Origin of the sequence: Lactobacillus sp. UMNPBX6 (genome assembly GCF_002553975.1) — a bacterium.
Lineage (GTDB): Bacteria > Bacillota > Bacilli > Lactobacillales > Lactobacillaceae > Lactobacillus > Lactobacillus gallinarum.
On sequence record NZ_PCZD01000005.1, the window covers coordinates 1 to 25,040 of the forward strand.

Sequence of the window (25,040 nt, forward strand, 5' to 3'; positions counted from 1 at the left end):
TTTAGGACGTTTATAGTTTAAGCCCGATCCAATATCTGAGATATATTCATCGGCGATAATGCCTCTAGCATTCAAGAATTGCCTTAAAAAAGCAACTTGATCTTTTAAATCGTCTTTTTGCCCATTGGAAGATACCCGCGCATAAGCCACAATTTTGCGTTTATCAATGGGCTCGTTATGATCAAGGCCTAAATACTGATCAAGCTCTGATTGATAGTAAAATCGTCTGTTGTTAGCTGTTCGATGAGCTTTTAATTTTCCAGCTCGATCCCAGCTTTGAAGAGTGAACGGCGCTTTGCCAAGATAGGCAGCAGCTTCTTTTAAATACATAATTCTAGACATAAAAAAATCTCACCACCTTGTAGCGAGATTATAACACACTTTATAACACTTAAGAAACACAATTACACATATATTTTTAAACTTGTTGAAACTCCCATGAATACTACTAAGAAAATTTCTATTCAGGTTGTTGATAAACCTAAAAGAAAAGTAATTATTTAACGCGGCATTAAGGCAACTGATTACTTAGACTACTGTGATGAGGTTGGCTGTGAAGTATAGGGATTGCTTAAAAGCATTAAATCAATCAGTGGAGAACCTGTTTGCCTCTGGCTACCTGCTAAATATCGTCAGCCCAATACTTCCGAATATGTTCAAGGTGTTGAAGTAGCAACAGATTATAACGCTCCAGTGCCAAAAGGGTTTGACGTTATTGAATTACCCGCTGCTAAATATTTAATGTTTAAAAGTGCACCATTTGCAGAAGAAAACTGTGGTGCAACTATTGAAGATGTAAGAGCAGCAATTAAAGAATATGATCCTAAAACCAAAGGCTATCTTTGGGATGAATCTAATCCAAGAATTCAACTTGAACCTATCGGAAGCAGAGGTTACATTGAAATGCTGCCTATTAAGAAAATAGATTAGACATATCCTCTAATTTTTAGAATGCATCTTTTGAAAAGAAGATAATTTTTGATAAGAAGTAGCTAAATCATTCTCAATTTCACGATAAAGTGGAAACATTTTTTGATAAGCAGCTACTTCTTTTTTGTGGGGATAATAAACTTTGTCATTTTCAACAAATTGTCCTATTTCATCAATCTTTTTATTTAGCCCTAATACCTGTCTTGCTAAAAACATAGCTGCAAGCGTTCCACTTTGTTGCTCCTTCATCGTGACAATCGGCACATCAAAAATATCAGCACACATCTGTCTAATAAAATCACTTTGCAAAAATCCGCCAGTTGCATTTATCGCAGCTGGTTTTTTAGTACTTTCAATTAACCCCGTTGCTGCATCGTAAAGATTAAAGATAATCCCTTCGATTACTGCTTGTGCCATCTCAGCCTTGGTATGCTGACGAGTCAGGCCAACAAAAGAACCGCGAGCCTTTGCATCCCAAATAGGTGCACGCTCTCCACCTAAATATGGTAAAAAGATCAAGCCTTTACTACCAACCGGTGCATTTTTAGCCAATTGCAGGAAATCCTCTACTGTTGCTTTTTCATCTAGCAAAGTTCGTCTTGCCCAATCCAGTACAATTCCACCATTATTTACTGGACCGCCTAATAAAAATTGCTGTTTGCTTGCTGGATAACAAAAATGACGCGCATCTTGATCTATTTGTGAATTTTTAACAATCGTTCGCACGGCACCAGAAGTACCAACATTTAATGCAAAATGATTTTCGTCCACAACATTTACACCTACCGTGGACAAATAGCCATCGCTTGCGCCTAAAACAATCTTAGCGTCCGAACTTATCCCCAGGTTATGCACATATTTTGCACAAATTTCTCCAACAACCGTTGCCGGATCAGCTAAACTCGGTAATTTAGCTGCATCAATTTCTGCCGCTTTTAACAAATCTTGATCCCAATCTAATGTTTTTAGATTAAGCATCCCTGTTCCAGCTGCCATCGTTGTATCTGTTACAATTTTGCCAGTCAAACGATAAATAATATATTCCTTAATCCCAATCCATTTTTGTACCAGGTGAAAAAGATCAGGATTACTCTGCTTTAGCCATATCAATTTATAAATCGGAGCCATCGGATGGAGCGGCATTCCCGTTTTTTGATAAATCTTCTGTGCTAAGTCAGTCTCTTTTGCTTCTTCAACTACAGTGGTGCAGCGATTATCTGCCCAGGTAATGCTATTAGTCAAAACTTGATTATTTTTCCCTAGCCCAATTAAACTGTGCATTTGACTCGACCATGAGATTGCCGCAATTTTCCCCTGCACTTCTTTAGCCAATTTAAAAATAATCTTTTGCACCGCATTAAAGATTACCTGTGGATCTTCTTCTGCTTGCCCTAATTCCTTTTGAATTAATGGATAGCTTTGACTTACAATCATAATAGTTTGACCATCTAAATCATATAGCACTCCCTTAGTTGCAGTTGTTCCAATATCTATGCCAATTATGTATTTCATAAATTTAATCCTTATTCATTTTTTGCAACAAAAAAACAGCTGCCGGAGAGCAGCTGCCTTGGTGGTCAAACATGCGTGACCACGGTGCGTAGAACATTGTTTTTAGTCGGATTTACTTCTTAAGATTTTCGTTAACGAAGGCTTCGATTTTATCATCTGAGTCTTTCAAAAATGGAAGCATATCTTCTTCCGTCTTCATGGTATCTCTACCATTCTTTTCCATAAAGTAGTCCCAAAGGGCATCTCTAACTGGCATATCTGAATCACTCCAGTCAAAAGCTTCCTTCATGTGACGGTCTAACAATGCAGTCTTAATAATTTCGTCTGCCATCTTAAATTACCTCCTAAAATATTCTACATTTAGTATTATACCGCACTTTCTTTTGATCAGCTACAAATTGAAATATTAAAAAAGAACATTCCTCATCTTTTGAATCGTTCTAGATCTCGCCCGTAATAGTTTGGCAGCTCCAATATTCAAATGATTAATTACATACTCAACGCTCATCTCACCTAAAATTGTTAATAATGCAATTAGTTCAAGCCGGGATAAGCTTTTGACAAAATTATTATAAGTATCATCAATTGGAATCGCGAGTTCAGAACGTTTAGGCTCATTAATACTTTGCAAATCAAGTCTCTCTAAAGAAACCGAATTATTATACGTTCGCCGCCTTAATGCAGTATGATAGCGTACCAAAGTTCGCGCATGATTAGTCAACTTAGCTTTATATAAACCCGCAAAATTGCCTTTACGCTCAGAATAAACCATGGCCGCTTCATAACAAATAATCATCGCCTCTTGCTGCCAATCATTTTGATCATAATGACGTAAATAATATCCCTTCAGCACTTTGTTGACTAGGGGTTGATATAAAGTAAACAACTCCTTTAAGGCTTCGTCATCTCCTCTTTTAACTTGCTTAATCAACTTCTTTTCTTTAGCTTGCATTTATATTTCCTCTCAACTTTTCTTCGTTGAGAATACCTGTAGCCCTCTGAAGTCGAGAAGAAAACAAACGTTTATTGTCACACAACTATTTCCCTGTATAAAAAAAGATGGACAAAGCCATCTCTTTGTCCACCTCTATTAATTAATGCAACGGGTGTCTACTATTATGAGCCTGATAAAGTAAAACTCCTGTAGCCACACTCGCATTCAAAGATTGCACATGTCCAATCATTGGTAAAGTGATTGTTTGATCCATTTGCTTTTTAAGCAATGGCGCAATTCCCTTACCTTCATTACCAATTACTAAAACCGTTTTTCCTTTAGCATTCCATTCACGATAATCCGTACCAGCCATATCTGTTCCGAATACCCAATAGCCGCGCTTTTTTAATTCTTTGGTAGTTTGTACCAAATTATTGACGCGAGCAACTGGCACATAATCGATTGCCCCTGTTGAAGTTTTTGCTACAACTGAGGTCAATCCTGTTGCATGGCGCTTAGGAATAATAATCCCGTCAACACCAGTGGCATCAGCAGAACGCAAAATTGAACCTAAATTATGAGGATCTTCAATTGAATCAAGCATCAATAAAAATGGTTCTTTACCTTCATCATCAAATTGATCCAATAATTTGCTTAAATCGGCATATTCAAAACTAGAAATAGCCAAAACTAAGCCTTGATGATTACCACCATCAACCAAACGATCAAGTTTATTTTTAGGCACATTTTGAATTACTAATCGCTTCTTTTTACAAATAGCATAAACCTGATTAGCAAAATCTTCTTGAATACCATGTTGTAAAAATACTTTATTAATTTTATCAGCACTTTGTGTCTTTAAATAATCAAGACCAGCATGGCGTCCAAAAACGAAATCTTTACTTGAAGTCATAATCTTTTAATCCATCCTCTTCTACGGTATTAATGCACCATTCAGTCAACTCTTGAACGCGATCATTTTTATTCAATAAATCAAGATAACCAATCATAGCTTCAAAACCAGTGGATAATTGATAGGTCTTTAAACTAGTATTTTTAGCTTTAGTATGACTCTTGGCATTACGACCGCGGCGGAAAGCTGTTAATTCAGCTTCAGTTAATCGCTCTTCATCTTGCAATTTAGTAACTAAGCCGGCTTGAGCTTTAGCTGAAACATAATGAGTCGCTTCACGCTGCAAGACCTGCGGCTTAACAATTCCGCCTTTAACTAAATGACGGCGAATGATTACTTCATAAACTGCATCCCCCAAATAGGCAAGCGTTTGTCCATTCAAAGTATCCGGATTTACTTCTTCTTCCGTTAATTTCTTTATTTTAATCACGAGTCCACCTTGTCCCTTGTGGAGTATCTTGAATAGTGATACCCATTTCTTTTAATTGATCACGGATTTGATCACTAGTTGCCCAATCCTTGTTCTTACGTGCTTCATCACGCTTTTTAACCAATTGATCAATTTCATCATCATTTGAACCTGCACTTTGACTGCAGAGCTTTTCAGTATCGATACCAAATACCAACAGCCATGCGGAAAGCTTATCCTTAAAAAGCTTCAATGATTCTTTATCAGCTTTTTCTGCATTGGCATTAGCGTTAATTACTGGCAACAAATCATAAATAGCGGTTAAAGCATTTTGAACATTAAAGTCATCATCCATTGCAGCTTCAAATTCTTCATTTGTTTTATTAATAGCAGTTGCTAACTCACTTGAATCTTCACTTGGCGTGTCATCTTCAAGACGGTAATTGATGTTAACTAAAGTATTTTTAAATCTATCTAAAATAGTAGCAGCTTGTTGCAAGTTTTCTGCAGAATAATTAATCTGACGACGATATTGTACGCTTGCCATAAAGAAACGCAAAACTTGTGGATCAACTTCTTTTAAAATGTCGTGTACAGTCACAAAGTTGTGTAATGACTTAGACATTTTTTCTTGATCCTTACCCACAGTCACAAAACCATTGTGAAGCCAGTAATTAACGAATTTTTTACCAGTTTTAGCTTCACTTTGGGCAATTTCATTTTCATGGTGCGGAAATTCCAAGTCTTGACCACCGCCATGGATATCAATTGTGTCACCTAAATATTTAGTAGACATTACTGAACATTCAATATGCCAACCTGGACGCCCCTTGCCCCATGGAGAATTCCAAGCAATTTCATCTGGTTCTTTTTGAGCTTTCCAAAGAGCAAAATCAATTGGGTCTTCCTTTCGATTTTGTTCTTCATCATTGATATGTTCTGAAGCGCCCTCTTCAAGTTGTTCAATATTTTGATCACTGAGCTGTCCATAATGCTTAAATTTCTTAGCACGGTAATAAACATCACCATGACTCTCATAAGCATAGCCCTTATCAATTAAAGTTTGAACAAAATTGATGATCTCTTTGATTTCATGAGTAGCACGGGGATGCAGTGTTGCCGGCTCGATATTTAAAGCAGTTGTATCCTCTAAAAACGCATTAATAAACTTTTCAGCTAACTTAGGAACCGTGGTGCCTTCAGCACGGGCTTCGTTAATCATCTTGTCATCAACATCAGTAAAGTTAGAAACATACTTAACCTTATAGCCCTTGTACTCCAAATAGCGTCTAATAGTATCAAAGGCAATTGAGCTACGAGCATTTCCGATGTGAATATAGTTATACACAGTAGGTCCACAGACGTACATGCTAATTTGTCCTGGAACTAAAGGTTTAAATTCTTCTTTTTTACGCGTCAGTGTATTATATACTTTCACGGCTAACACTTATCCCTTCTGTAAAAATAGCTATCCTTATTTTAGCAAATGAAAAAAGAAGTTGCAGTTATCTGCAGCTTCTTTTTCTAATCGTCTTTAATTAAAGACCATTTTCACTCATTTGCTTTAAGGTTAAGTCGATGTGTTCAACCACACGCTTCTTACCCAAAAGTTCCATAGCTTCACCAATACCAGGGCCCACCATTGAACGAGTAGTAGCAATTCTGATTGGCATAAAGAGCTTTCTGCCCTTAACGCCAGTTGCCTTACGAGTAGCTTGAATAGCACCCATAATTTGAACTGAAGTAAATCTTGGGATAAGGTCTAATTGCTTCTTGAATTCTTCAATTACACCACGACCATCATCATTCTTGATTTCTTCAATTTCTTCATCTGAAAGATCCTTAGTATCTTCAAAGAAGATCCTAGCCATGTCAACGATTTGCTTAGTGTATGACATTTGTACTGAGTAAATGTTAACCAATTGACGAATCCATTCCATCTTTTCTGGAGCTGGATGTTCATCAACTAAACCTGCTTCTTGCAAGTTGTTCAAAGCAAGGTCAAGCAAGGTATCACGATCAGCCTTCTTGATGTATTGGTTGTTAATCCATTCAAGCTTCTTTTGGTCAAATGCAGCAGGTGACTTAGACAAACGAGCTGGATCAAATTGCTTGATGAATTCGCGCTTGTTAAAGATTTCGTTTTCACCCTTTGGTGACCAACCAAGAAGAGTAATGAAGTTAAACATAGCTTCTGGCAAGTAACCAAGGTCACGATATTGTTCAATAAATTGAAGAACTGATTCATCACGCTTAGAAAGCTTCTTACCAGTTTCTGAGTTAATGATCAAAGTCATGTGACCGAACTTAGGTGGTTCCCAACCAAGTGCTTCATAAACAACTAATTGCTTAGGTGTATTTGAAACGTGGTCATCACCACGAAGTACGTGGGTAATCTTCATCAAGTGGTCATCAATTACAACGGCGAAGTTGTAAGTTGGCATACCATCACGTTTTTGAATAACGAAGTCACCACCGATGGTGTCTGATTCGAATTCAAGGTGGCCCTTAACGATATCATCCCATGAGTAGGTTTCCATTTCTGGAATATGAATACGAACAACTGGCTTTAAGCCCTTAGCCTTAGCTTCTTCTTGGGCTTGCTTGATTTCATCAGCAGTCATGCCTTCATATTCATAAGTGTAGTGAGGTGCAACACCCATAGCACGTTGTTCTTCACGTTGTTCTTCAAGTTCTTCTTCAGTCTTGTATGAGTAGTATGCCTTACCTTCATCGATCAATTGATCAATATACTTTTGGTAAATTTCTTTTCTTTCTGATTGACGGTATGGACCGTAGTCTCCACCTTTATCTGGACCTTCATCCCAGTCAATACCTAACCAGTGAAGGTTTTCCATCTGAGACTTGGAACCGCCCTTAACGTTACGTTTTTGGTCGGTATCTTCAATTCTCAATACCATAGTACCCTTGTTATGACGGGCGAATAAATAGTTAAAAAGTGCAGTACGTGCGTTACCAATGTGCAAGTGACCAGTTGGACTTGGTGCATATCTTACACGGATTTTTTCTTTAGCCAAAATTCATGCCTCTTTCAAAATAGTAAATTCAAACAATTTTAGTTTACTCGTTATATAGGAAGAATTCAATCTGTGCTAACCAAAAACTAATTTTAATGCTTGTGGAATACTGGAAATCGGAATTACTTCAATCCCGTTTTCCGTTAAGCTTTGATACATATTGTGTTTAGGAATAAAAATACGTTTAAAACCTACCTTGGCAGCTTCCTTTACTCTTGCTTCGATTTTATCAACGCGGCGTACTTCGCCGGTCAACCCTACTTCACCTACGAAACAATCAGTAGGCGAAATTTCTTTATCGGTATAACTTGATGCAACTGACATTGCAATTGCCAAATCGATTGCCGGTTCATTTAACTTGATACCACCGGTAGCCGTTAAATAGACATCCTGATTTTGAAGCATCAAATTGCCTCTTTTTTCAAGTACGGCTAACAATAATGATGCTTTATTAAAACTAATTCCTGAAGTAGTTCTTTTAGCATAACCAAATGCAGTTGGTGTTACCAAAGCTTGAATTTCTGCCAAAAGCGGACGTGTTCCTTCTAGTGAAACTACCACGGCTGAACCGGTTGAGTTAGGCAGTCTTTGATCAAGAAAAATCGATGATGGATTAGTTACTTCACGTAATCCTTCATTTTCCATCTCAAACATCCCGATTTCATTAGCAGCACCAAAACGATTTTTCACGGAATGCAAAATCCGATACGTATGATGTTCATCCCCCTCAAAATAAAGGACAGTATCCACCATATGTTCCAAAATTTTTGGACCAGCAATTGCACCTTCTTTAGTCACGTGTCCAATTACGAAAACGGTAATCGCGTCCATTTTAGCAATTTTCATCAATTCACTAGTGACTTCACGTACTTGTGAAGCAGAACCGGTCATTGAATCAAGACTTGGTTCATTCATCGTTTGAATAGAATCAATAACGACAAAATCTGGCTTAACATCATTAATCTGTTCGCGAATATCCTGCATATCCGTTTCTGGATAAAGCAGCATATTGCTTTGACCGACTCCAAGACGGTCCGCTCTCAATTTAATTTGGTTAGCTGACTCTTCCCCTGAAACATAAAGAACCTTATATTTTTCTGCCAAATCACTCATAATCTGTAACATTAAAGTTGATTTACCAATTCCAGGGTCACCACCAATTAAGACAAGAGATCCGGGGACAATTCCGCCACCTAAGACACGGTTTAATTCCTCAGATTTAGTTGGAATTCGCTCTTCTTTTTCCGCCTTAATTTTATCCAAATGAACTGGTTCATTAATTCCCGTTTTTTGAATTAAACGACTGGCGGTTGCCTTAGTAGAACGCTTTTGCACTTCTTCAGTTTCTTTTTCAAATTGATTCCATGCACCACAATTAGGACAGCGTCCTAAGTAACTAGCAGAGATATAGCCACAGGAACGACATTTATATTGTGTTTTTACTCTAGCCATTAATCATCTTCCTCTTCATTAGTTGAACCAAAGCCACTTAATCGCGCACGACTAATCGGATTGTCATCATCGGTTTTTAAATACTTCATAAAAATTCCTTGTGCAATTCGATCGCCTTTATGGATATGCAGTGGACAAACTCCGTAATTTAACATTTGAACAAATAACTCACCCTCATTATTGGGATTATTGTAATAATCTGCATCAATCACACCGATACCGTTAGGTAAAGATAAGTGTTTCTTAAATGTATTGGATGAGCGATTAGCCAAAATTAACACTTCATCCTCTGGCATATAAACTTTTAAACCAGTTGGCACCAAAATCGGCTTTAAAATTTTATCAGCCATTTCAAAATCGCGTTGATACAGTTGATGTCCATTACGAATCAAGCGAAAGATTCTAACGAAATCCAAGCGCCAAATGCTAGGAATAGTGATATCTTCAGCAGCTTCAATATCATAACCCGCACTAGCTAAAGTTTGACGACGTGGTAAATTAATTTCCTTATCTTGATACTTCTTTACTACTTCAAATCCGCGTGTTTTCATTTCGATAACTCCATTTACTACTTTTCATTTAACAGATATATATTCTACAATGTTTTGAGTAAACACAAAATATTTAACTCTCTATTATTTATTACGCAAAAAAGAGTGATTTTTTCTTTTAAAAAGGTGAAATTTTATGTTTGACATTAATAAATCACATCTATCATTTGAAGATCATGATGATAGCAACGTTTTAACCAGTAGCTGGACGATGGATAAAATAAAAAGAAATGACGGTACCGTTTGGGTGATGAATCATTTCTTTATTAATCCTAATTCTAATTTAGAAGAGGCATTAGAAAAAGAAATGCCTACCGCTTTATCCGTTGCCCAAGAATCCGGCTACCCTATTTGGCCACTTGATCCAATAGTTATCAACTATTTTGAAAAGCATCCCGAATTTCACAGTATTTGGTATCATCAGCCTTACACAAAATAAGAGTCCACATACGTGGGCTCTTATTTTCTTTGCAATTGATTATATTTTGCACCATCTGGTAACTTGAAATCTATTTTGTTATAGCCATTCCAAGTTGTTTGTTGCTCTACCAATTTAGTTTCATTATTTTCACTACTACATCTTAATACCCCTGCATCGTACCCATTACTAAAATCGAGATAGGCCGAACTTTTTAATTAATCTTTATCGTGATATAAAATTTTTATATATCTTATCTAAAATAGGTATATCAATACTAGTAATAGACTACTTCCTTTTTATCAGCTAAAATATAGAATGAAGAGGTATATATTAAAAGGAGGATTTTTAATGGCAAAAGAAATTAATAATGATACCATTGCAAAATTTGAAAATGATTTAAACAATCATCCTGTTTTTAACGTTGCAAGTCACGCAGCACAAGAAAATGGCATTTACAAAGCAAGTCAAAACTTACAAACTAAGATCGACCTAGACCCAACTTTCTCAATTGAAATTGATACTGGTAAGCCAGCTGATCAAAAACAATCAGGCCGTTGCTGGATGTTTAGTGCTTTAAACACTATGCGCCACCCATTACAAAAGAAGTTTAAGTTAAAGGACTTTGAATTATCTCAAAACTACACTAACTTCTGGGATAAATTTGAAAAATCTAACTGGTTCTTTGAAAACGTAATTGCAACAGCTGATAAAGACTTAGGCGATCGTAAGGTTTCATTCTTATTCACTACCCCACAACAAGATGGTGGTCAATGGGACATGCTTTGCGGCATCATCGAAAAATACGGTATTGTGCCAAAGAGCGTTTACCCAGAAACTGCTAACGCAACTAATTCAAGTGCATTAAACGATACTTTGAACACTTTGCTTCGTAAGGACGGTCTTGAATTACGCAGACTTGTTAATGCTGGCAAATCAGAAGACGAAGTACAAGCTCGCAAAGAAGAAATGTTAGACGATGTCTTCCGTGTTCTCGCAATTTCACTTGGTGTTCCACCAAAGAAGTTCAACTTTGAATACCGTGATGATGATCACAATTATCACATCGACAAGGACATTACACCTAAAGAATTCTTCGATAAATATGTTGGTATAGATTTAGCTAACCACATTTCAACTATCAATGCCCCAACCAGCGATAAGCCTTTCCACAAGGTATTCTCAGTTGAATACTTGGGTAACGTTGAGGGCGGTCGTCAAGTTCGTCACTTGAACTTAAAGGTTGATGAAATGAAGGATTTAATCATCAAGCAATTGAAGAGCGGTGAAGTTGTTTGGTTTGGTTCAAACGTTGTTAAGGATTCTGAACGTCGTGCTGGTCTGCTTGACACTAACCTTTACCGCCGTGATCAATTGTTTGATGTTGACTTCTCAATGTCTAAGGCTGACAAGCTTGACTCAGGCGAAAGCATGATGGACCACGCAATGGTCATCACTGGTGTTGACATTGTTGACGGCAAGCCAACTAAGTGGAAAATTGAAAATTCATGGGGTGAAAAACCAGGCTTTAAGGGCTACTTCGTAATGAGTGATTCATGGTTTGACTCATTTGTTTACCAAGCAGTTATCAACAAGGATATCTTGCCAGAAGACCTCAAGAAGGCTTACGACGAAGGCAAGGATAACCCAATTCAATTATTGCCATGGGACCCAATGGGTGCTTTAGCATTTAAGTATTAATAAATAATTTTATTCAACATACTTGAAAGACTAGGAATGTAAGTTAGGCATTCCTAGTCTTTTTTCTCCATAAATCAAAATAATTTGCTAGCAATTTAATTTTATTTTATTTAGTTTATTATTATGTTTATACTTACAAAAAATAAGGATGGTGATTTATGAATATACTCATTGCTTTAATTCCAGCACTTGGTTGGGGTATTTTTCCGCTCATTGCTGGTAAAATCAAAAACGGTCAACCTGCTAATGAATTAATGGGATTGGGAACTGGTGCATTAATAGTCGGTATTATTACAGCCATTATCCATCCTACCAATTCCAACCTTACGATATTTTCATTATCATTGATTTCCGGAATCTTTTGGACGATTGGACAATCTGGACAATTTATTTCAATGCGCAATATTGGCATCAGTAAAACGATGCCTTTATCGACAGGTTTACAGTTGATTGGTAATACCTTAATTGGAGCCATAATTTTCGGAGAATGGACTAGCGGTTCTCAATATTTAATTGGTACTTTAGCCTTGGTATTAATTACGTTAGCTTGACCGCTCTCAGCAAAGATAAAAGTGCAAAGCTCAAAATAAGAGATATTATTTTATTGCTCTTCACATCAGTTGGTTATTGGATTTATTCATCATTTCCAAAAGCTATTACAGCCGATGCGCAGACCCTATTTTTACCACAAATGATCGGTATTTTTATTGGTAGTATCATCTTTTTATTGGTATCTCATCAAACCAAGGTATTAAAAGAAAAAGCTACCTGGCTTAATATCTTTTCCGGCTTTTCATTCGGTATTGCCGCATTCGCATATATCTTTTCAGCTCAACTAAATGGTGTTATTACTGCTTTTATTTATAGTCAACTTTGCGTAATAATTTCTACCTTAGGCGGTATTTTCTTCATTGGTGAAAATAAGACTAAGTTAGAATTAGTTGCAACTTTCGTTGGCTTGATCTTAATTATCATTGGTGCAGCTATTCAATGAAATACTAAAACTAACGAAGACTTCAGATGATTTATTCTGAAGTCTTTTTGTATTTACTATCAATATCATAAATCTATAATGCTTTCACATTTCCAAGTGCATATTCTTGCTTTATTCAAAAATGAAACATCCAATGAAAGCTTATTTAGTAGAGATTATCATTTACCTAGGAGGTAATAAACATGACAGATTATTCAAAGAGACAATTGAAAGCTTTAGACAGATTTTCTAAGAAGATTAGTGACGCTGAAAGTCACCTAGCTAGAATCGAAGATTCAGTTCCTGACCGTCGTCACCGTACTGCACAACATGAAACAATTAAGGACATTAAGTCCATTTTAAAGCATGCTAGAAAAGTCGGTGAATATGACGCTAAGATCGAGCTAAAGCTGATGAAAAGCTTGATAAGTTAAGTGATACTGATGGCTACGATATTAAACGTTATCGTGAAGAACACCACTCACTTGAAAAAGCTAAGGAAGTTTTAGCAAAAGCTGGTAAATTAGAATGATTTATTCAGTAAAATAAAAAAGACACAGTTAGGTAAGAAAATCTTACCAACTGTGTTTTTTTGTTTTTACCAAATATGTAACAAACGTGTTGGGTCTAACTTGCTTAAGTTAAACTGATGAACGTGCTGCTTAGAATTTTCTGGAAATTTCTTAACAAAATCGGCTACGTTGTAGAGCCCTGTTGAATATGTCCAAACTCCCTTAATTTTTCTAATCGGATCTAGCATTTCATTTCTGATTGGGTAAGCAGAAATCAAGAAATGCTTGTGATGAAACTTGAATACAAAGTATGGTAACTTAAATTGTTTTACAGCTTCATCTTCGGTCTTAGCAATTGAAACTACATTGCGATATGTACCATATTTTTCAGTAAACTTTTCATTAAATGAAAAATAGAAATTAGAGATATGCACATGTGGAAAATCTTCTTCTTCCACTTGATCTGGAACTGCAATCACATGTGCATAACTATCTAAATTACTTTCTCTTTGGGACAAAGCGTGATCCATCTGATTAGGGACAATCTTGTGTGCCCAATATGGTACTTCAGGATGGGCTTCATATGAACGATACATTTGCTTAACTACTTCTGGTTTTACCCAGTCATAATGTATTCTTGTCTGGTTACGTTTAAGCAAATTCTCTAATGTATTGTGTTGCATCAAATCAACCACAAAACATTCATAATGATACTTATCCACCCATGACTTAAAATGTTCAATTGCACTTGGAACAATATGCGTTCCATCGACAATTACGGTTTCCCCATGTTCCATCTTGTGTTCTACAAGGTGATCCACCATTTGCTCAGTACGCACTGTTACGTGCCGCGGAATAACTTGGTGTAATACATCCGCATCCTCTTGATAATAAACTGTCAAATCCGCCAATAATAACCTTATTTGATCTCGACTAATCGCATAAGGCGTTAAGTGATGGCGTGCAATAAAAGAAGATTTACCGGAGCCAGGTGCACCTCGTAATAAAAATAATTTACGCATGCCTAATACTCCAAACTAAATATACTAGAAATCATTATAGATTTTACCATAGATACGCGAAAATCATTATTAAGAGCACTAAAAAAATGCAGCAAGCTGCATTTTACCCCCGAAGTATTTCTTTTTTAACAATATTTAACTGATCATCCATAGTATAAACAATTGGTTCTGCGTTAGGCACTTCCAAGTTTACAATATCGTGATTGTTAATATTTTCTAGTTTTTTGATTAAAGCTCGCAGGCTTGAACCATGAGCTACTATTAATTGATCTTCTCCATTAAGCAATCTTGAGGCAATGTGATCATAATAATATGGCATCAATCTCTTTTGCGTTTGATGCAAACTCTCTGCACGCGGCATTAAATGTTGATCACACAACTTATAGCGACGATCAATAATTGGCGATCCCTGCTTGGGCGGAATGGAATCAAAACTGCGCCGCCATAATAAAACCTGTTCTACACCAAAGACTTTACGTGAGATATCCTTGTTGAGGCCTCTCAAGGCGCCATAATGCCGTTCATTTAAGCGCCACGTCTTAGTCATAGGTAGCCACAAAAAATCGCATGTTTCAGCTACAATATTGGCCGTCACAATGGCACGAGATAAGACAGAAGTATGAATATGCGTTGGTGCAAAATCAGAAATAGTATTAATCAATTCACCTGCTTTTTTAGCTTGTTGCTCGCCCTTCTTAGTTAATGGCACATCATTCCAGCCTGTATAAACATTTGCGGCGTTAGCAACACTTTCACCATGTCGAACCAATACTAATTTCGCCATTTTATCGATCCTTTATTTAAGTAAACATCTAACAATCATAACTATACCAGCAATTGTAAAAATTATCCCCAAAATCATAAACGCCTTAATGCCGCCCTTATTATTGGGCTGCTTGCGTCTATTAAAGGCATAAGACATGTCATAGATTCCCATGATTAAAACAATTATCGCTGTAAAAATATTAACTGAGAACATCTTTTCACCTAATCCTCATTAGTCCCACGGCCTGGAACGATCATTTTATCATTGCGTCCACGTTCGCATTCCGCTTGTAACGTCACATGGTTAATACCCAATTTGGCTTTAAGTTTTTTACCAATATCTTGATAAAGATTCTCAAGCTCATCTGCATGAAGATTGCGATCAACATTAATATGGGCATCCATCATAATAAAGTCATCACTATAGCGCCATACATGGACATGGTGAATATTCTTTACTTCTGGAAAAGAAAGCACAATGTCATTAACCGAATTTAAATCAATATCAGGATTTGATTCCATCAATACATTAGCAGCCTTCATCGTGATCTCATAAGCCTCATGTAAAACAAAGACTGAAACTAGAATTGTCAAAACAGGGTCAAGCCAAGTTACATTCCAAAAGTAAATAAAAATCGCACCAATTACAACGGCCACACTAGATAGTGCATCACTAAGCATGTGGATAAATGTTGAACGGACATTTAAGTTTCCTTTAGCATCATGATGCATCGCTAACATAGAAATAATATTGGCGACTAGTCCGATAATTGATACAACTAACATAATTCCACCATGAATATGTTCCGGTTGCCAAAATCTTTGAATAGCTTCGACGAATAATACAACACTGATAACTATTAGCACAACTCCATTAGTAAACGCAGCCAAGGTTTCGGCTCGATCATAGCCAAAAGTCTTTCGTTGATTGCGACTTCTTCTACTAATTAAGTGAGCTACAAAAGATAAAATAATGGCCCCCACATCGCTTAAGTTATGCACAGCATCTGAAAGCAATGCCAGTGAACCTGATAAAATACCACCTAAAAATTCCGCAATAGTAATTATCACATTAAGCAATGTAACAAATACATAACGCTTTGTTGTATGATCTTTATTCATAAATATTTTCCTTCCGTTATCAGTGTACCAAAAAAGCCCTACTTATGCAGTAGGACTTATTTTTACAGTTTTTCGGCATTGACATTGTAATCTACAATTTCAAATTTACCATTATCGTGCAAAATTCCACGAGTGACACTTCCATTATCTGGGAAAATGATATCGTGCTTACCATCGCTCTTATTCCAATATTTAATAGATAAAGTCTTGATAAAATCACCATGAGTTACTAATAAAACTCTTTGTTCATTTTTAGTCACATCTTTTAACACATCGATGGCACGAACCATACGTTTATCTAACTCATCTTTATCTTCGGCTAAGTGTCTTGGATCAGCTCTCTTAGTAGCTTCACGAAATTCACGCAAACCTACTTGGTTGATAATCTTAGCAACATTATCTTCATGCCCTATACCTGCTGCCATTGCTACTTGATCCCAGGTTTGGTTAATATCATCACCTTCAAAAGTTCCGAAGAATACTTCACGAAATTCAGGCAACTTTTTAATTTTACCAATATCTGAGACCAAGTTAGCATCTTTCATTAAATGAACAGTATCAATTGCTCTTTTTAAATCAGATGAATACATATTATCAAAGTGAACTTGACTCAAAGCATTAGCAGTCACTTTTAAATCGTTAATTCCCTTAACAGTCAGTGGTGAATCACACCAGCCTTGCACCTTATTCAATTGGTTAAACATGGTTTCACCATGACGAACTAAATAAACTTCTGTTGACATATTAACCCTCCCTTTACATTAATAAACATTGTATCAAACTTAACGAATATATGCTGTATAAAAGAAATATGATGCTTGAACAAATGCAAGTGTAGCAATGAAAATTCGAACTGGCTTCTCTGGCACTCGCCTTAAAATTGCAGGTCCAATATAGCCACCAGCAAACATCCCTATGGCTAATGGTATTGCCTGCAGCCAATAGATATGCGAAGTAAACATAAAAATAATAAGAGCCACTAAATTAGCAAAACCACAAATCACATTTTTGATTGCGTTAATCACGATGAATTTTTCATTAGTAATGTAGGTCAAAAGCACGAGTACTATTACACCACCGGCTGCACCGAAATAGCCAGTGTAGGCTCCCATTATTAAAAGCGCAATGAAATAGATCACCTTTAACCACATCGGCTGCTTTTTGGTATTCAAACTATGATGTTTGCCTGAAACAATGATCATAATTCCAGAAAATGCTATGAAAAATGGTACTGCTTTTTCAAAGACACTGGATGGAAATGAAAGTAAAAGCATGCAACCAATAATTGAACCGACTACAGTAAAAATAGTGTAAAACCAGACCTGTTTCCAATGTTCCTTTAACTCTTTCGTAGAGGAGACAGTTGAACCTATACTAGTCCAAATTAATGCGGCATCGTTTGTTACATTGGCAAAAACCGGCGGAATACCCACAGCTAAAAGCACCGGATACGAGGCAAGTGATGCCATTGATGCAATAGAAGAAAGTAAGCCGCCAGCTACTCCACCTAACAATAAAAAGATTATCGTCCAAATCGTCATTTTCTATTCCCTTTCTTTACATCATCCAATCCATTATAATTCTAGTAGTTACTAACATAAAGGAAGTTATCAAATGTCTACATTCAATACTTTAATTTTTATTCCTGAGGGCAGTCTTTTAAATGAAAAACTAGCTGAAAAAAATGCTCTTCGCCAAACTTTAAAACATTACGGCATAGATTGGGGACCAGCTGACCGGATTAAATATACTAGTTTGCAAAAGCAATTTAAGCTTTTATCCACAGATGAACAAATCGATCTAGCTTTGTCCACATACCTAAAAGAAGATTTAGCTGAAACACGAGCTGTTTTTGCACAAAAAATGCAAAAACAAACTCGCTTAGTTAAAGGCGCTACAGATTTTTTAGATGAAATTACTGGTTCTCTTCGTCTAATTCTACTTGCTAAAGAAACCAAAGCTCAAATTGAGCCACGTCTTGCGCCAACTGAATTACTCAGTTCTTTTAACTTTGCTTATTTTACAGACGATTTTAAAGATAAGCTGCCTAGTAAAAATATCTTTTTCAAAATATTGAAGGATCATCCTGAGATTGATCCTGACAGTACTCTCGTGATTGGCACAAATCTAGATGAAGAAATTCAAGGCGCAGAAAACGCAAATCTAAAATCTTTATGGCTTGCACCAAAAAAGGATAAAATTCCTATCTCACCTCGTCCTACCCTACATTTAAGCAAATTAGCAGACCTTGATTTTTATCTAGACCTTGATTAATAGTTATAATAAATATATGTCACTTAGAAAGGATGATTTTGATGACAAAAGTTGCTGTTATCTTTGCAGATGGTTGTGAAGAAGTTGAAGGTTTAAGTGTAGTCGATGTATTACGCCGTCTAAATGTTGAATGTGATATGGTCGGCTTGCACAGTAAAGACGTAGATGGTGATCACCACATTAAGTTAACTTGTGACAAAGTTGTGGACAACAGTTTGCTTGACTACGATTTAGTTGCTTTTCCAGGTGGAATGACTGGTTCAGCTAACTTACGTGATGATGAAAAGTTACGCGATTTAATGGTTAAGCGTCATGAAGCTGGAAAGTGGGATGCTGCAATGTGTGCTGCTCCTCGTGCATTAGCTCGCTATGGTGTATTAAAAGATGCTGAGTTCACTTGCTATCCAGGTATTGAAGAAGAATGTGCTAAGTATGATCCAAGCGCTCATTTCAGTGAAAGAATTACTGTCACTGACAAAGAACACAAAGTTTTGACTAGCCGTGGTCCAGCTACTGCTTGGGCATTTGCTTACGCTATTGCAGAAGCACTTGGTGTTGATACTAAGCAATTGAAGCATGGTATGCTTTACGACTACTTAGCTGATAATATTCAAGATAGTTTATAATTTGTGGAAAACTAAGAGCTAAAATGTTCTTAGTTTTTTATTGCACCAAAAAAGCATCCCTGATTGGGATGCTTTTTGTATAAACGTAAATCCAAAGATTAACGCTTTGAGAATTGTGAAGCTTTACGGGCTTTCTTCAAACCTGGCTTCTTTCTTTCCTTCATTCTTGGGTCACGAGTTAAGAAACCTGCCTTCTTAAGTGGACCACGGAAGTCTGGGTCAACTTCAAGAAGAGCACGTGCAATACCGTGACGGATAGCTCCAGCTTGGCCAGAGAAACCACCACCGTTAACATTAACGTGAACGTCGTATTGACCTTCAGTTTCAGTTAATGTTAAAGGTTGCTTTAAATCTTTAACCAAGTTAGGGTATGGAATGTATTGATCAACATCTTTACCGTTAACAGTGATCTTACCGTTACCTGGTACTAAACGAACACGCGCAACTGAATCCTTGCGGCGACCAGTACCTGTGTATGCAGCTTGTTGTGCCATTATTTAACCTCCTAATTAAATTAACTTGTTGATATCTAACTTTTCAGGCTTTTGTGCTTCGTGCTTGTGGTCTTCGCCAGCATAAACATGCATCTTCATGAATTCATGATGACCAAGAGTGTTCTTTGGAAGCATACCCTTAACTGAGATTTCAACCATCTTAACTGGGTTATTAGCAAGCAACTCGCCGTATGAAACAGCCTTCAAGCCACCACGCCATTCTGAGTGGTGGTAGTAGAACTTGTCTGAAGCCTTTTTACCAGTCAACTTAATCTTTGAAGCGTTGATAACAATAACGTTATCACCGGTATCAACATTAGGTGTGTATTGAGGCTTGTTCTTACCTCTCAAAATAGTGGCTACAGCTGCAGAAAGACGACCTAAAGATACGTCGGTTGCATCAACAATGTACCACTTACGTTCGATTTCACTAGATTTTGCTAATGGTGTAGTACGCAATTTAAATTCCTCCGTTTATTTGCAGTTTGAAAACAATAAGTTTCCGGGGCCTATCGTGGACAAACATACTATACTAGAGTACGTCCTTTTTGCTAAAAAGTCAATTATAAATGCTAGTCTAATCTATATTTTTGTGGTATTTCATCATAAAAAACATGATAAAGATAAAGACCACTTGCTTGAGCCGTTTGTCGTACTTCCTGCCTATCTTTAGCGGCAATTACACGCTTTAAATCATGAATTGGACGCCGTCCATTGCCGATTTCAAGCAATGCAGCAACCATAATTCGAACCATATTGTATAAAAAACCAGAACCAATAAAATCGAATATTATTTCATTCTCTTTTTCGTCCTTAACAATGTTTACATAATAAATTGTTCTAACTTTATCTTCTATTTGCCCACCGCTTGCCGCAAAACTAGTAAAATCATGTTTGCCTAACAAGTCTTGCGCAGCTTCTTGCATTTTTTCTACGTCTAGCACATATGGAAAATGTCCTGTATAAAACCGTTTAAATGGATTAACAAAATGATCCAAACTTACACGATAGCGATACCATTTACCTTTAATAGAATATCTAGCATGAAAATTTTCATTAACTATTTCACAATCATTAAAAATAATATCAGTTGGCATCATTGAATTTAACGCCAAGATCATTCGATTAGCTGGAATAGTTTTACCAGGATAATCAAAATGAATTACCTGTCCAACAGCATGAACTCCAGCATCTGTTCTACCAGAGCCTTGAACAATAATGCGTTTTCCCTTAGTCATTTTCTTTAATGCATCTTCAACGGTTCCCTGAACTGTACGTTGATCTGGCTGCAGCTGAAAGCCATGAAATAAATGACCATCATATGCCATTGTCATCTTATATCTAGTTGCCATAATTAATGTGTCCTAAAAATTAACAATAGTCCTACCAACAAAACAAAATATGCCAAAGAAATCAAATCATATTTTGACCAATTTAAAACTCGATATTTGGTTCTTCCTTCACTCCCACGATATCCACGTGATTCCATCGCAGTAGAGAGATCAATCGCTGTCTCAAGTGAGTGAATGAATAATGGGATAAGAATCGGTGCGATTGCTTTAGCTCTTTTTATTAAGCCACCATCATTAAAATCCGCTCCACGTGATCTTTGAGCATTAATGATTTTTAATGTCTCATCAAATAAAGTCGGAACAAAACGTAAAGCAATCGAAATGACGAGTGCAATTTTATCTACAGGAACTTTCACCACTTTTAAAGGCTTAAGTAACCATTCCATTGCATCTGCTATCTCCAGAGGCATAGTCGTCACCGTCATTACTGTGGAAATCAAAATGATTAACGTGAAACGGACAAAAATATATATCGCATTTACGATACCATAGCTTGAAATACTAAATATCCACCAATGCCAAAAAACTTTGCCACCAGTCATAAAAAACAATTGTAATAGGGAAGTAAAGAAAATTAAGCCTATTAAAGGTTTAACACCATTCCAAAACACTCGAGCTTTTAATCCTGTAGCAATTATCGCTAAAAAGCAAAATAAGGTAATAATTGCATAAGTAATAGGATTATTGGCTAAAAAGATGGCCAAAATAAACAAAATAGTGATTAATAATTTACCTCGGGGATCCATTTTATAAACAAGAGAATCACCTGGAATATATCGTCCAATAATTATCTTACTCATTAAACTCCCCCCTGCACATTTTCCTTAATTCCATCAACTAATTCTTTGATTGTCAACGGATTTTCTTTAAATCTGAAGCCCTTTAACGATGATGCAAACAAACTAGAAGTAGGTTCATCTAAATAATGCTTTTTTAACCATTCCTCATTTTCAAAAACTTTTTGTGGTTTATCATGTTTAATCAATTTTCCGTGTTCCATTACTAAAACATCATCCGCATATTTAGCAACATCATCCATATTATGAGTAACCAAAATAACAGTATGACCGGCCTTTTGATAATTCACAAAAATCTGCATCATTTCTTCTCGAGCTCGTGGATCTAATCCCGCTCCAGGCTCATCCAGACAGAGTATTTGAGGCTCATTGACCATTACACCTGCAATTGCAACGCGTCTCATCTGTCCCCCAGAAAGCTCAAATGGAGACTTAGAAATCACATCCGTTGACAACCCCACTTGCTCTAACCATTTCTTTGCTTTAGCTTCGGCCTCTTTATCACTCATTCCAAAGTTTTTTGGACCAAATTTCACATCATCAAGTACAGTGTTTTCAAATAATTGACTTTCTGGAAATTGAAACACTAATCCTACTTCTTTACGCAGTTTTTTTAAGTTCTTATTTCCAGTTTGGGACGTAATATGATATCCCGCTATATCAATTGTTCCTGAACTCGGTTTTAGCAATGCATTAAAATGCTGCATTAAAGTCGATTTTCCACTACCTGTATGTCCGATTAATGCAATAAAACTATTGTCTAATAATTCAAAAGAAACATTGTCTAACCCTTTTTTCTCCATTGTTGTTCCAGGAGAATAAACATAATTTACATTTTCAAATTTAATTGACATAGATATTGCTTCAACTCATCTTTCGTTTTTACATTCTGGGGCACTCGAATCCCATTTTTATTTAATTCCAGTATTAATTTATTAGTAAATGGAATATCTAACCCTATTTGTTTAAGCATAGAAGTTTTATTAAAAATCTTTTCTGGTGGATCCTGATCAATTATTTCACCATCATTTAAAACAATCACACTATCTGCCATACTGGCTTCATCGATATCATGTGTAATGGAAATAACCGTTAAATCCTTTTTCTGCATCAACTCACTAATTATTCTAAGAACTTGTTTTCTCCCACTCGGATCAAGCATAGAAGTAGATTCATCTAAAATAATAATTTTGGGTTCGACAGCTAGTATTCCAGCAATAGCTATTCTTTGCTTTTGTCCACCAGAGAGATTAGCGGGTTCAGAGTCAATATATTCCAACATGCCTACTTCAGATAAAACGTTCCTTACTGTTTTTATCATTTCTTCTCTAGGTACGCCGCGATTTTCTAAGCCAAAAGCTACGTCATCCCCTACAGTAGCACCAACAAATTGATTATCTGGATTTTGAAAAACTATTCCAACTTTTTCTCTAATATTCCAGATATTTTCAGCCGTCACAGGTGTACCTAAAACTGTAATTTTACTATTAGAATTCTCATCTGGTAACAGTAACCCATTGATCAACTTGGAAATTGTTGATTTTCCGCTACCATTATGTCCAATTAAAGACGTCCATGACCCTTTTTTTACTGTAAAATTAACATCCTTTAAAACAGCTTTTTTTGTATCTGGATAAGTAAACTTGACATGTTGAAACTCAACAGCATCATCCTTAGGCATGCTGACACTTCCCCTCTAAACTACTTATTAGTAATTGTAACAGAAAAAAGAGCAAAAAAAATCATCCATGAAGAGGGATGATTTCTATCATCTAAGCTAGACTAAGCTTTCGCCATCATCTTTACGCTTTTTCTCACTTTCATGGATAATTCTTAATACGTATTAAGTTGTGGTAATTCTGAATTAAACTAATTCAAGAATAACCATTGGAGCAGCATCACCTTTACGAGGAACAGCTAACTTCAAAATTCTGGTGTAACCACCATTGCGATCCTTGTAACGAGGTGCTACATCGCTGAAAAGCTTTTGCAATGCTGACTTAACAACAACTGCATCTTTTTCTTCATGAACATCTGCAACTTCGTTACGTACGAATGCTGCAGCCTTTCTTCTTGAAGCTAAATCGCCGCGCTTACCTAAAGTGATCATCTTTTCGGCAGTCTTACGAACTTCTTTAGCACGAGTTTCAGTAGTAACAATACGTTCGTTCATGATTAATTGAGTAGTCATTTCTCTTAGCATTGCTTTTCTGTGAGCACTATCGCGACCTAATTTACGGTATGCCATGGGTTTGCCTCCTTTATTTACCTACTTTAGTCTTCTTGACGAAGTGAAAGACCTAAGTCGGTTAATTTATTCTTAACTTCTTCCAATGATTTACGTCCCAAGTTACGTACACGCATCATATCTGATTCTGTCTTATCAGTTAACTCTTGAAGAGTGTTAATGCCGGCACGTTTCAGGCAGTTATATGAACGAACAGAAAGATCAAGCTCTTCAATTGTCATTTCGAGTTTCTTTTCTTTCTTATCGTCTTCCTTTTCCACCATTACTTCGCTGAATTTAGTATCTGCATCAGCTGATTCAAATACCTTGAAATGTTCAACTAAAATCTTAGCAGCAAAACTAAGGGCGTCATTAGGCTTGATTGAACCGTCAGTCCAAATCTCAAAAGTGAGCTTGTCAAAATCGTCTCTCTTACCAACACGAGTTGATTCAACTTGATAGTTAACCTTTTTAATTGGTGAGAATAGAGAATCAACAGGAATTACTCCAATTGGCATGTCATCACTCTTATTGTCACTTGCAGCAACATAACCTCTACCATTTTGCACGGCAATTTCCATGTGCAAGTGTCCACCTTCAGCAATGGTACAAATGTATTGATCCGGATTTAAGACTTGAACGTCTGCATCAACTTTAAGATCATCAGCAGTTACTGTGGCAGGACCTTCAACGTCTAATTCAATAACCTTTCTCTCATCTGAAAGAGACTTTAATTCAAGTTTCTTCAAATTAAGAATAATCTTGGTTACATCTTCTCTGACGCCAGGAACTGTTGAGAACTCGTGTAAAACGCCATCAATTTGCACATAAACAAGTCCAGTACCTGGAATAGAAGTAAGTAAGACTCTTCTTAGAGAGTTACCTAAAGTAGTACCAAAGCCTCGCTCAAGTGGTTCAACAACAAACTTACCGTAAGAATCTTCTTGTTCAACAACGGTAATATTTGGTTTTTCAAATTCAATCATTACTGGGCCCCTTTCAAAACGTAACGTCCTAT

Annotated in this window: 29 protein-coding genes and 2 pseudogenes; 7 read left to right on the plus strand and 24 right to left on the minus strand. The window is 36.5% G+C overall.

Features of this window, described 5'->3' with window-relative positions:
* A partial coding sequence (locus tag CP357_RS01510; RefSeq protein ID WP_143468300.1) for a recombinase family protein occupies positions 1 to 342 on the minus strand: 342 nt, incomplete at its 3' end.
* Between the two features lie 225 nt (positions 343 to 567).
* On the opposite strand from CP357_RS01510, the gene CP357_RS01515 reads away from it, so the two are divergent.
* Positions 568 to 930, plus strand: coding sequence for a hypothetical protein (locus tag CP357_RS01515; RefSeq protein WP_233187191.1), 363 nt, complete (start codon positions 568 to 570; stop codon positions 928 to 930).
* A 9-nt stretch (positions 931 to 939) separates the two neighbouring features.
* On the opposite strand, the gene CP357_RS01520 is transcribed toward CP357_RS01515, so the two are convergent.
* From CP357_RS01520 to CP357_RS01560, 9 genes are all read right to left on the minus strand, one after another.
* The gene (locus CP357_RS01520) at positions 940 to 2,442 is read right to left on the minus strand and encodes a gluconokinase (RefSeq protein ID WP_098036388.1); all 1,503 of its coding nucleotides are present in this window, start codon (positions 2,440 to 2,442) and stop codon (positions 940 to 942) included.
* Positions 2,443 to 2,554: 112 nt separating this feature from the next.
* Positions 2,555 to 2,773 (minus strand): hypothetical protein, encoded by a 219-nt coding sequence (locus CP357_RS01525; protein ID WP_005720420.1) that lies wholly within the window; start codon positions 2,771 to 2,773, stop codon positions 2,555 to 2,557.
* A 75-nt stretch (positions 2,774 to 2,848) separates the two neighbouring features.
* A complete protein-coding gene (locus CP357_RS01530) occupies positions 2,849 to 3,394 on the minus strand; it encodes a sigma-70 family RNA polymerase sigma factor (RefSeq protein WP_025005233.1) in 546 nt (181 codons plus the stop codon).
* 142 nt (positions 3,395 to 3,536) lie between these two features.
* Positions 3,537 to 4,289 carry a 23S rRNA (guanosine(2251)-2'-O)-methyltransferase RlmB gene (gene rlmB, locus CP357_RS01535; protein ID WP_098036389.1) on the minus strand — a complete coding sequence of 251 codons (753 nt, stop codon included), beginning with the start codon at positions 4,287 to 4,289 and terminating at the stop codon, positions 3,537 to 3,539.
* Positions 4,276 to 4,719 carry a Mini-ribonuclease 3 gene (locus CP357_RS01540; protein ID WP_025005235.1) on the minus strand — a complete coding sequence of 148 codons (444 nt, stop codon included), beginning with the start codon at positions 4,717 to 4,719 and terminating at the stop codon, positions 4,276 to 4,278. Before CP357_RS01540 ends, rlmB begins: the two co-directional genes overlap by 14 nt.
* Complete coding sequence (cysS, locus tag CP357_RS01545) at positions 4,712 to 6,145, minus strand: cysteine--tRNA ligase (RefSeq protein ID WP_087175972.1); 1,434 nt, start codon at positions 6,143 to 6,145, stop codon at positions 4,712 to 4,714. Before cysS ends, CP357_RS01540 begins: the two co-directional genes overlap by 8 nt.
* Positions 6,146 to 6,236: 91 nt before the next feature.
* Positions 6,237 to 7,736 carry a glutamate--tRNA ligase gene (gltX, locus tag CP357_RS01550; protein ID WP_098036390.1) on the minus strand — a complete coding sequence of 500 codons (1,500 nt, stop codon included), beginning with the start codon at positions 7,734 to 7,736 and terminating at the stop codon, positions 6,237 to 6,239.
* Positions 7,737 to 7,811: 75 nt separating this feature from the next.
* The gene (gene radA / locus CP357_RS01555; RefSeq protein WP_098036391.1) at positions 7,812 to 9,188 is read right to left on the minus strand and encodes a DNA repair protein RadA; all 1,377 of its coding nucleotides are present in this window, start codon (positions 9,186 to 9,188) and stop codon (positions 7,812 to 7,814) included.
* Positions 9,188 to 9,739 carry a dUTP diphosphatase gene (locus tag CP357_RS01560; protein WP_025005238.1) on the minus strand — a complete coding sequence of 184 codons (552 nt, stop codon included), beginning with the start codon at positions 9,737 to 9,739 and terminating at the stop codon, positions 9,188 to 9,190. Before CP357_RS01560 ends, radA begins: the two co-directional genes overlap by 1 nt.
* 136 nt (positions 9,740 to 9,875) lie before the next feature.
* Between CP357_RS01560 and CP357_RS01565 the strand changes: the two genes are divergently transcribed.
* The 4 genes and pseudogenes from CP357_RS01565 (at position 9,876) to CP357_RS01580 (ending at position 13,363) form a co-directional block, all read left to right on the plus strand.
* Positions 9,876 to 10,178: a hypothetical protein gene (locus CP357_RS01565; RefSeq protein WP_025005239.1), complete on the plus strand. Its 303-nt coding sequence runs from the start codon at positions 9,876 to 9,878 to the stop codon at positions 10,176 to 10,178.
* A 330-nt stretch (positions 10,179 to 10,508) separates the two neighbouring features.
* A complete protein-coding gene (gene pepC / locus CP357_RS01570) occupies positions 10,509 to 11,858 on the plus strand; it encodes an aminopeptidase C (RefSeq protein ID WP_098036392.1) in 1,350 nt (449 codons plus the stop codon).
* Positions 11,859 to 12,016: 158 nt separating this feature from the next.
* Positions 12,017 to 12,852 (plus strand): annotated as a pseudogene (locus CP357_RS01575) (RhaT/GlcU family sugar-proton symporter).
* A 182-nt stretch (positions 12,853 to 13,034) separates the two neighbouring features.
* Positions 13,035 to 13,363: pseudogene (locus CP357_RS01580) on the plus strand (hypothetical protein).
* Between the two features lie 66 nt (positions 13,364 to 13,429).
* Here CP357_RS01580 and CP357_RS01585 read toward each other — a convergent pair.
* The 6 genes from CP357_RS01585 to CP357_RS01610 form a co-directional block, all read right to left on the minus strand.
* Positions 13,430 to 14,365, minus strand: a complete 936-nt coding sequence (locus CP357_RS01585) for an AAA family ATPase (RefSeq protein ID WP_087175969.1) — start codon at positions 14,363 to 14,365, stop codon at positions 13,430 to 13,432.
* A 103-nt stretch (positions 14,366 to 14,468) separates the two neighbouring features.
* Positions 14,469 to 15,149, minus strand: a complete 681-nt coding sequence (locus CP357_RS01590; protein ID WP_087175968.1) for a 2,3-diphosphoglycerate-dependent phosphoglycerate mutase — start codon at positions 15,147 to 15,149, stop codon at positions 14,469 to 14,471.
* Between the two features lie 12 nt (positions 15,150 to 15,161).
* On the minus strand, positions 15,162 to 15,344 hold the full coding sequence (locus CP357_RS01595) for a DUF308 domain-containing protein (RefSeq protein WP_025005245.1): 183 nt from the start codon (positions 15,342 to 15,344) through the stop codon (positions 15,162 to 15,164).
* An 8-nt stretch (positions 15,345 to 15,352) separates the two neighbouring features.
* A complete protein-coding gene (locus tag CP357_RS01600) occupies positions 15,353 to 16,252 on the minus strand; it encodes a cation diffusion facilitator family transporter (protein ID WP_025005246.1) in 900 nt (299 codons plus the stop codon).
* 62 nt (positions 16,253 to 16,314) lie between these two features.
* Positions 16,315 to 16,995, minus strand: a complete 681-nt coding sequence (locus CP357_RS01605) for a histidine phosphatase family protein (RefSeq protein ID WP_025005247.1) — start codon at positions 16,993 to 16,995, stop codon at positions 16,315 to 16,317.
* 39 nt (positions 16,996 to 17,034) lie between these two features.
* Positions 17,035 to 17,793 carry a sulfite exporter TauE/SafE family protein gene (locus CP357_RS01610; RefSeq protein WP_098036393.1) on the minus strand — a complete coding sequence of 253 codons (759 nt, stop codon included), beginning with the start codon at positions 17,791 to 17,793 and terminating at the stop codon, positions 17,035 to 17,037.
* A gap of 73 nt (positions 17,794 to 17,866) precedes the next feature.
* Between CP357_RS01610 and CP357_RS01615 the strand changes: the two genes are divergently transcribed.
* Together CP357_RS01615 and CP357_RS01620 are read left to right on the plus strand one after the other, a co-directional pair.
* Positions 17,867 to 18,526, plus strand: coding sequence for an HAD family hydrolase (locus CP357_RS01615; protein ID WP_098036394.1), 660 nt, complete (start codon positions 17,867 to 17,869; stop codon positions 18,524 to 18,526).
* A 41-nt stretch (positions 18,527 to 18,567) separates the two neighbouring features.
* Positions 18,568 to 19,152, plus strand: a complete 585-nt coding sequence (locus CP357_RS01620) for a DJ-1 family glyoxalase III (protein WP_025005249.1) — start codon at positions 18,568 to 18,570, stop codon at positions 19,150 to 19,152.
* Positions 19,153 to 19,250: 98 nt separating this feature from the next.
* On the opposite strand, the gene rpsI is transcribed toward CP357_RS01620, so the two are convergent.
* The 8 genes from rpsI to CP357_RS01660 form a co-directional block, all read right to left on the minus strand.
* Positions 19,251 to 19,646 (minus strand): 30S ribosomal protein S9, encoded by a 396-nt coding sequence (gene rpsI, locus CP357_RS01625; protein ID WP_003625832.1) that lies wholly within the window; start codon positions 19,644 to 19,646, stop codon positions 19,251 to 19,253.
* A gap of 15 nt (positions 19,647 to 19,661) precedes the next feature.
* Positions 19,662 to 20,105 carry a 50S ribosomal protein L13 gene (rplM, locus tag CP357_RS01630; protein WP_025005250.1) on the minus strand — a complete coding sequence of 148 codons (444 nt, stop codon included), beginning with the start codon at positions 20,103 to 20,105 and terminating at the stop codon, positions 19,662 to 19,664.
* A 113-nt stretch (positions 20,106 to 20,218) separates the two neighbouring features.
* Positions 20,219 to 20,998 carry a tRNA pseudouridine(38-40) synthase TruA gene (truA, locus tag CP357_RS01635; protein ID WP_056945456.1) on the minus strand — a complete coding sequence of 260 codons (780 nt, stop codon included), beginning with the start codon at positions 20,996 to 20,998 and terminating at the stop codon, positions 20,219 to 20,221.
* 2 nt (positions 20,999 to 21,000) lie between these two features.
* Positions 21,001 to 21,798, minus strand: a complete 798-nt coding sequence (locus tag CP357_RS01640) for an energy-coupling factor transporter transmembrane protein EcfT (RefSeq protein ID WP_098036395.1) — start codon at positions 21,796 to 21,798, stop codon at positions 21,001 to 21,003.
* Positions 21,798 to 22,649, minus strand: a complete 852-nt coding sequence (locus tag CP357_RS01645; protein ID WP_025005252.1) for an energy-coupling factor transporter ATPase — start codon at positions 22,647 to 22,649, stop codon at positions 21,798 to 21,800. Before CP357_RS01645 ends, CP357_RS01640 begins: the two co-directional genes overlap by 1 nt.
* A complete protein-coding gene (locus CP357_RS01650) occupies positions 22,625 to 23,476 on the minus strand; it encodes an energy-coupling factor transporter ATPase (protein WP_087235504.1) in 852 nt (283 codons plus the stop codon). The genes CP357_RS01645 and CP357_RS01650 overlap by 25 nt, the downstream gene beginning before the upstream one ends.
* 183 nt (positions 23,477 to 23,659) lie before the next feature.
* Positions 23,660 to 24,043, minus strand: coding sequence for a 50S ribosomal protein L17 (rplQ, locus tag CP357_RS01655; RefSeq protein WP_003625821.1), 384 nt, complete (start codon positions 24,041 to 24,043; stop codon positions 23,660 to 23,662).
* A gap of 26 nt (positions 24,044 to 24,069) precedes the next feature.
* A complete protein-coding gene (locus CP357_RS01660) occupies positions 24,070 to 25,008 on the minus strand; it encodes a DNA-directed RNA polymerase subunit alpha (protein ID WP_025005254.1) in 939 nt (312 codons plus the stop codon).
* Between the last annotated feature and the right edge of the window lie 32 nt (positions 25,009 to 25,040).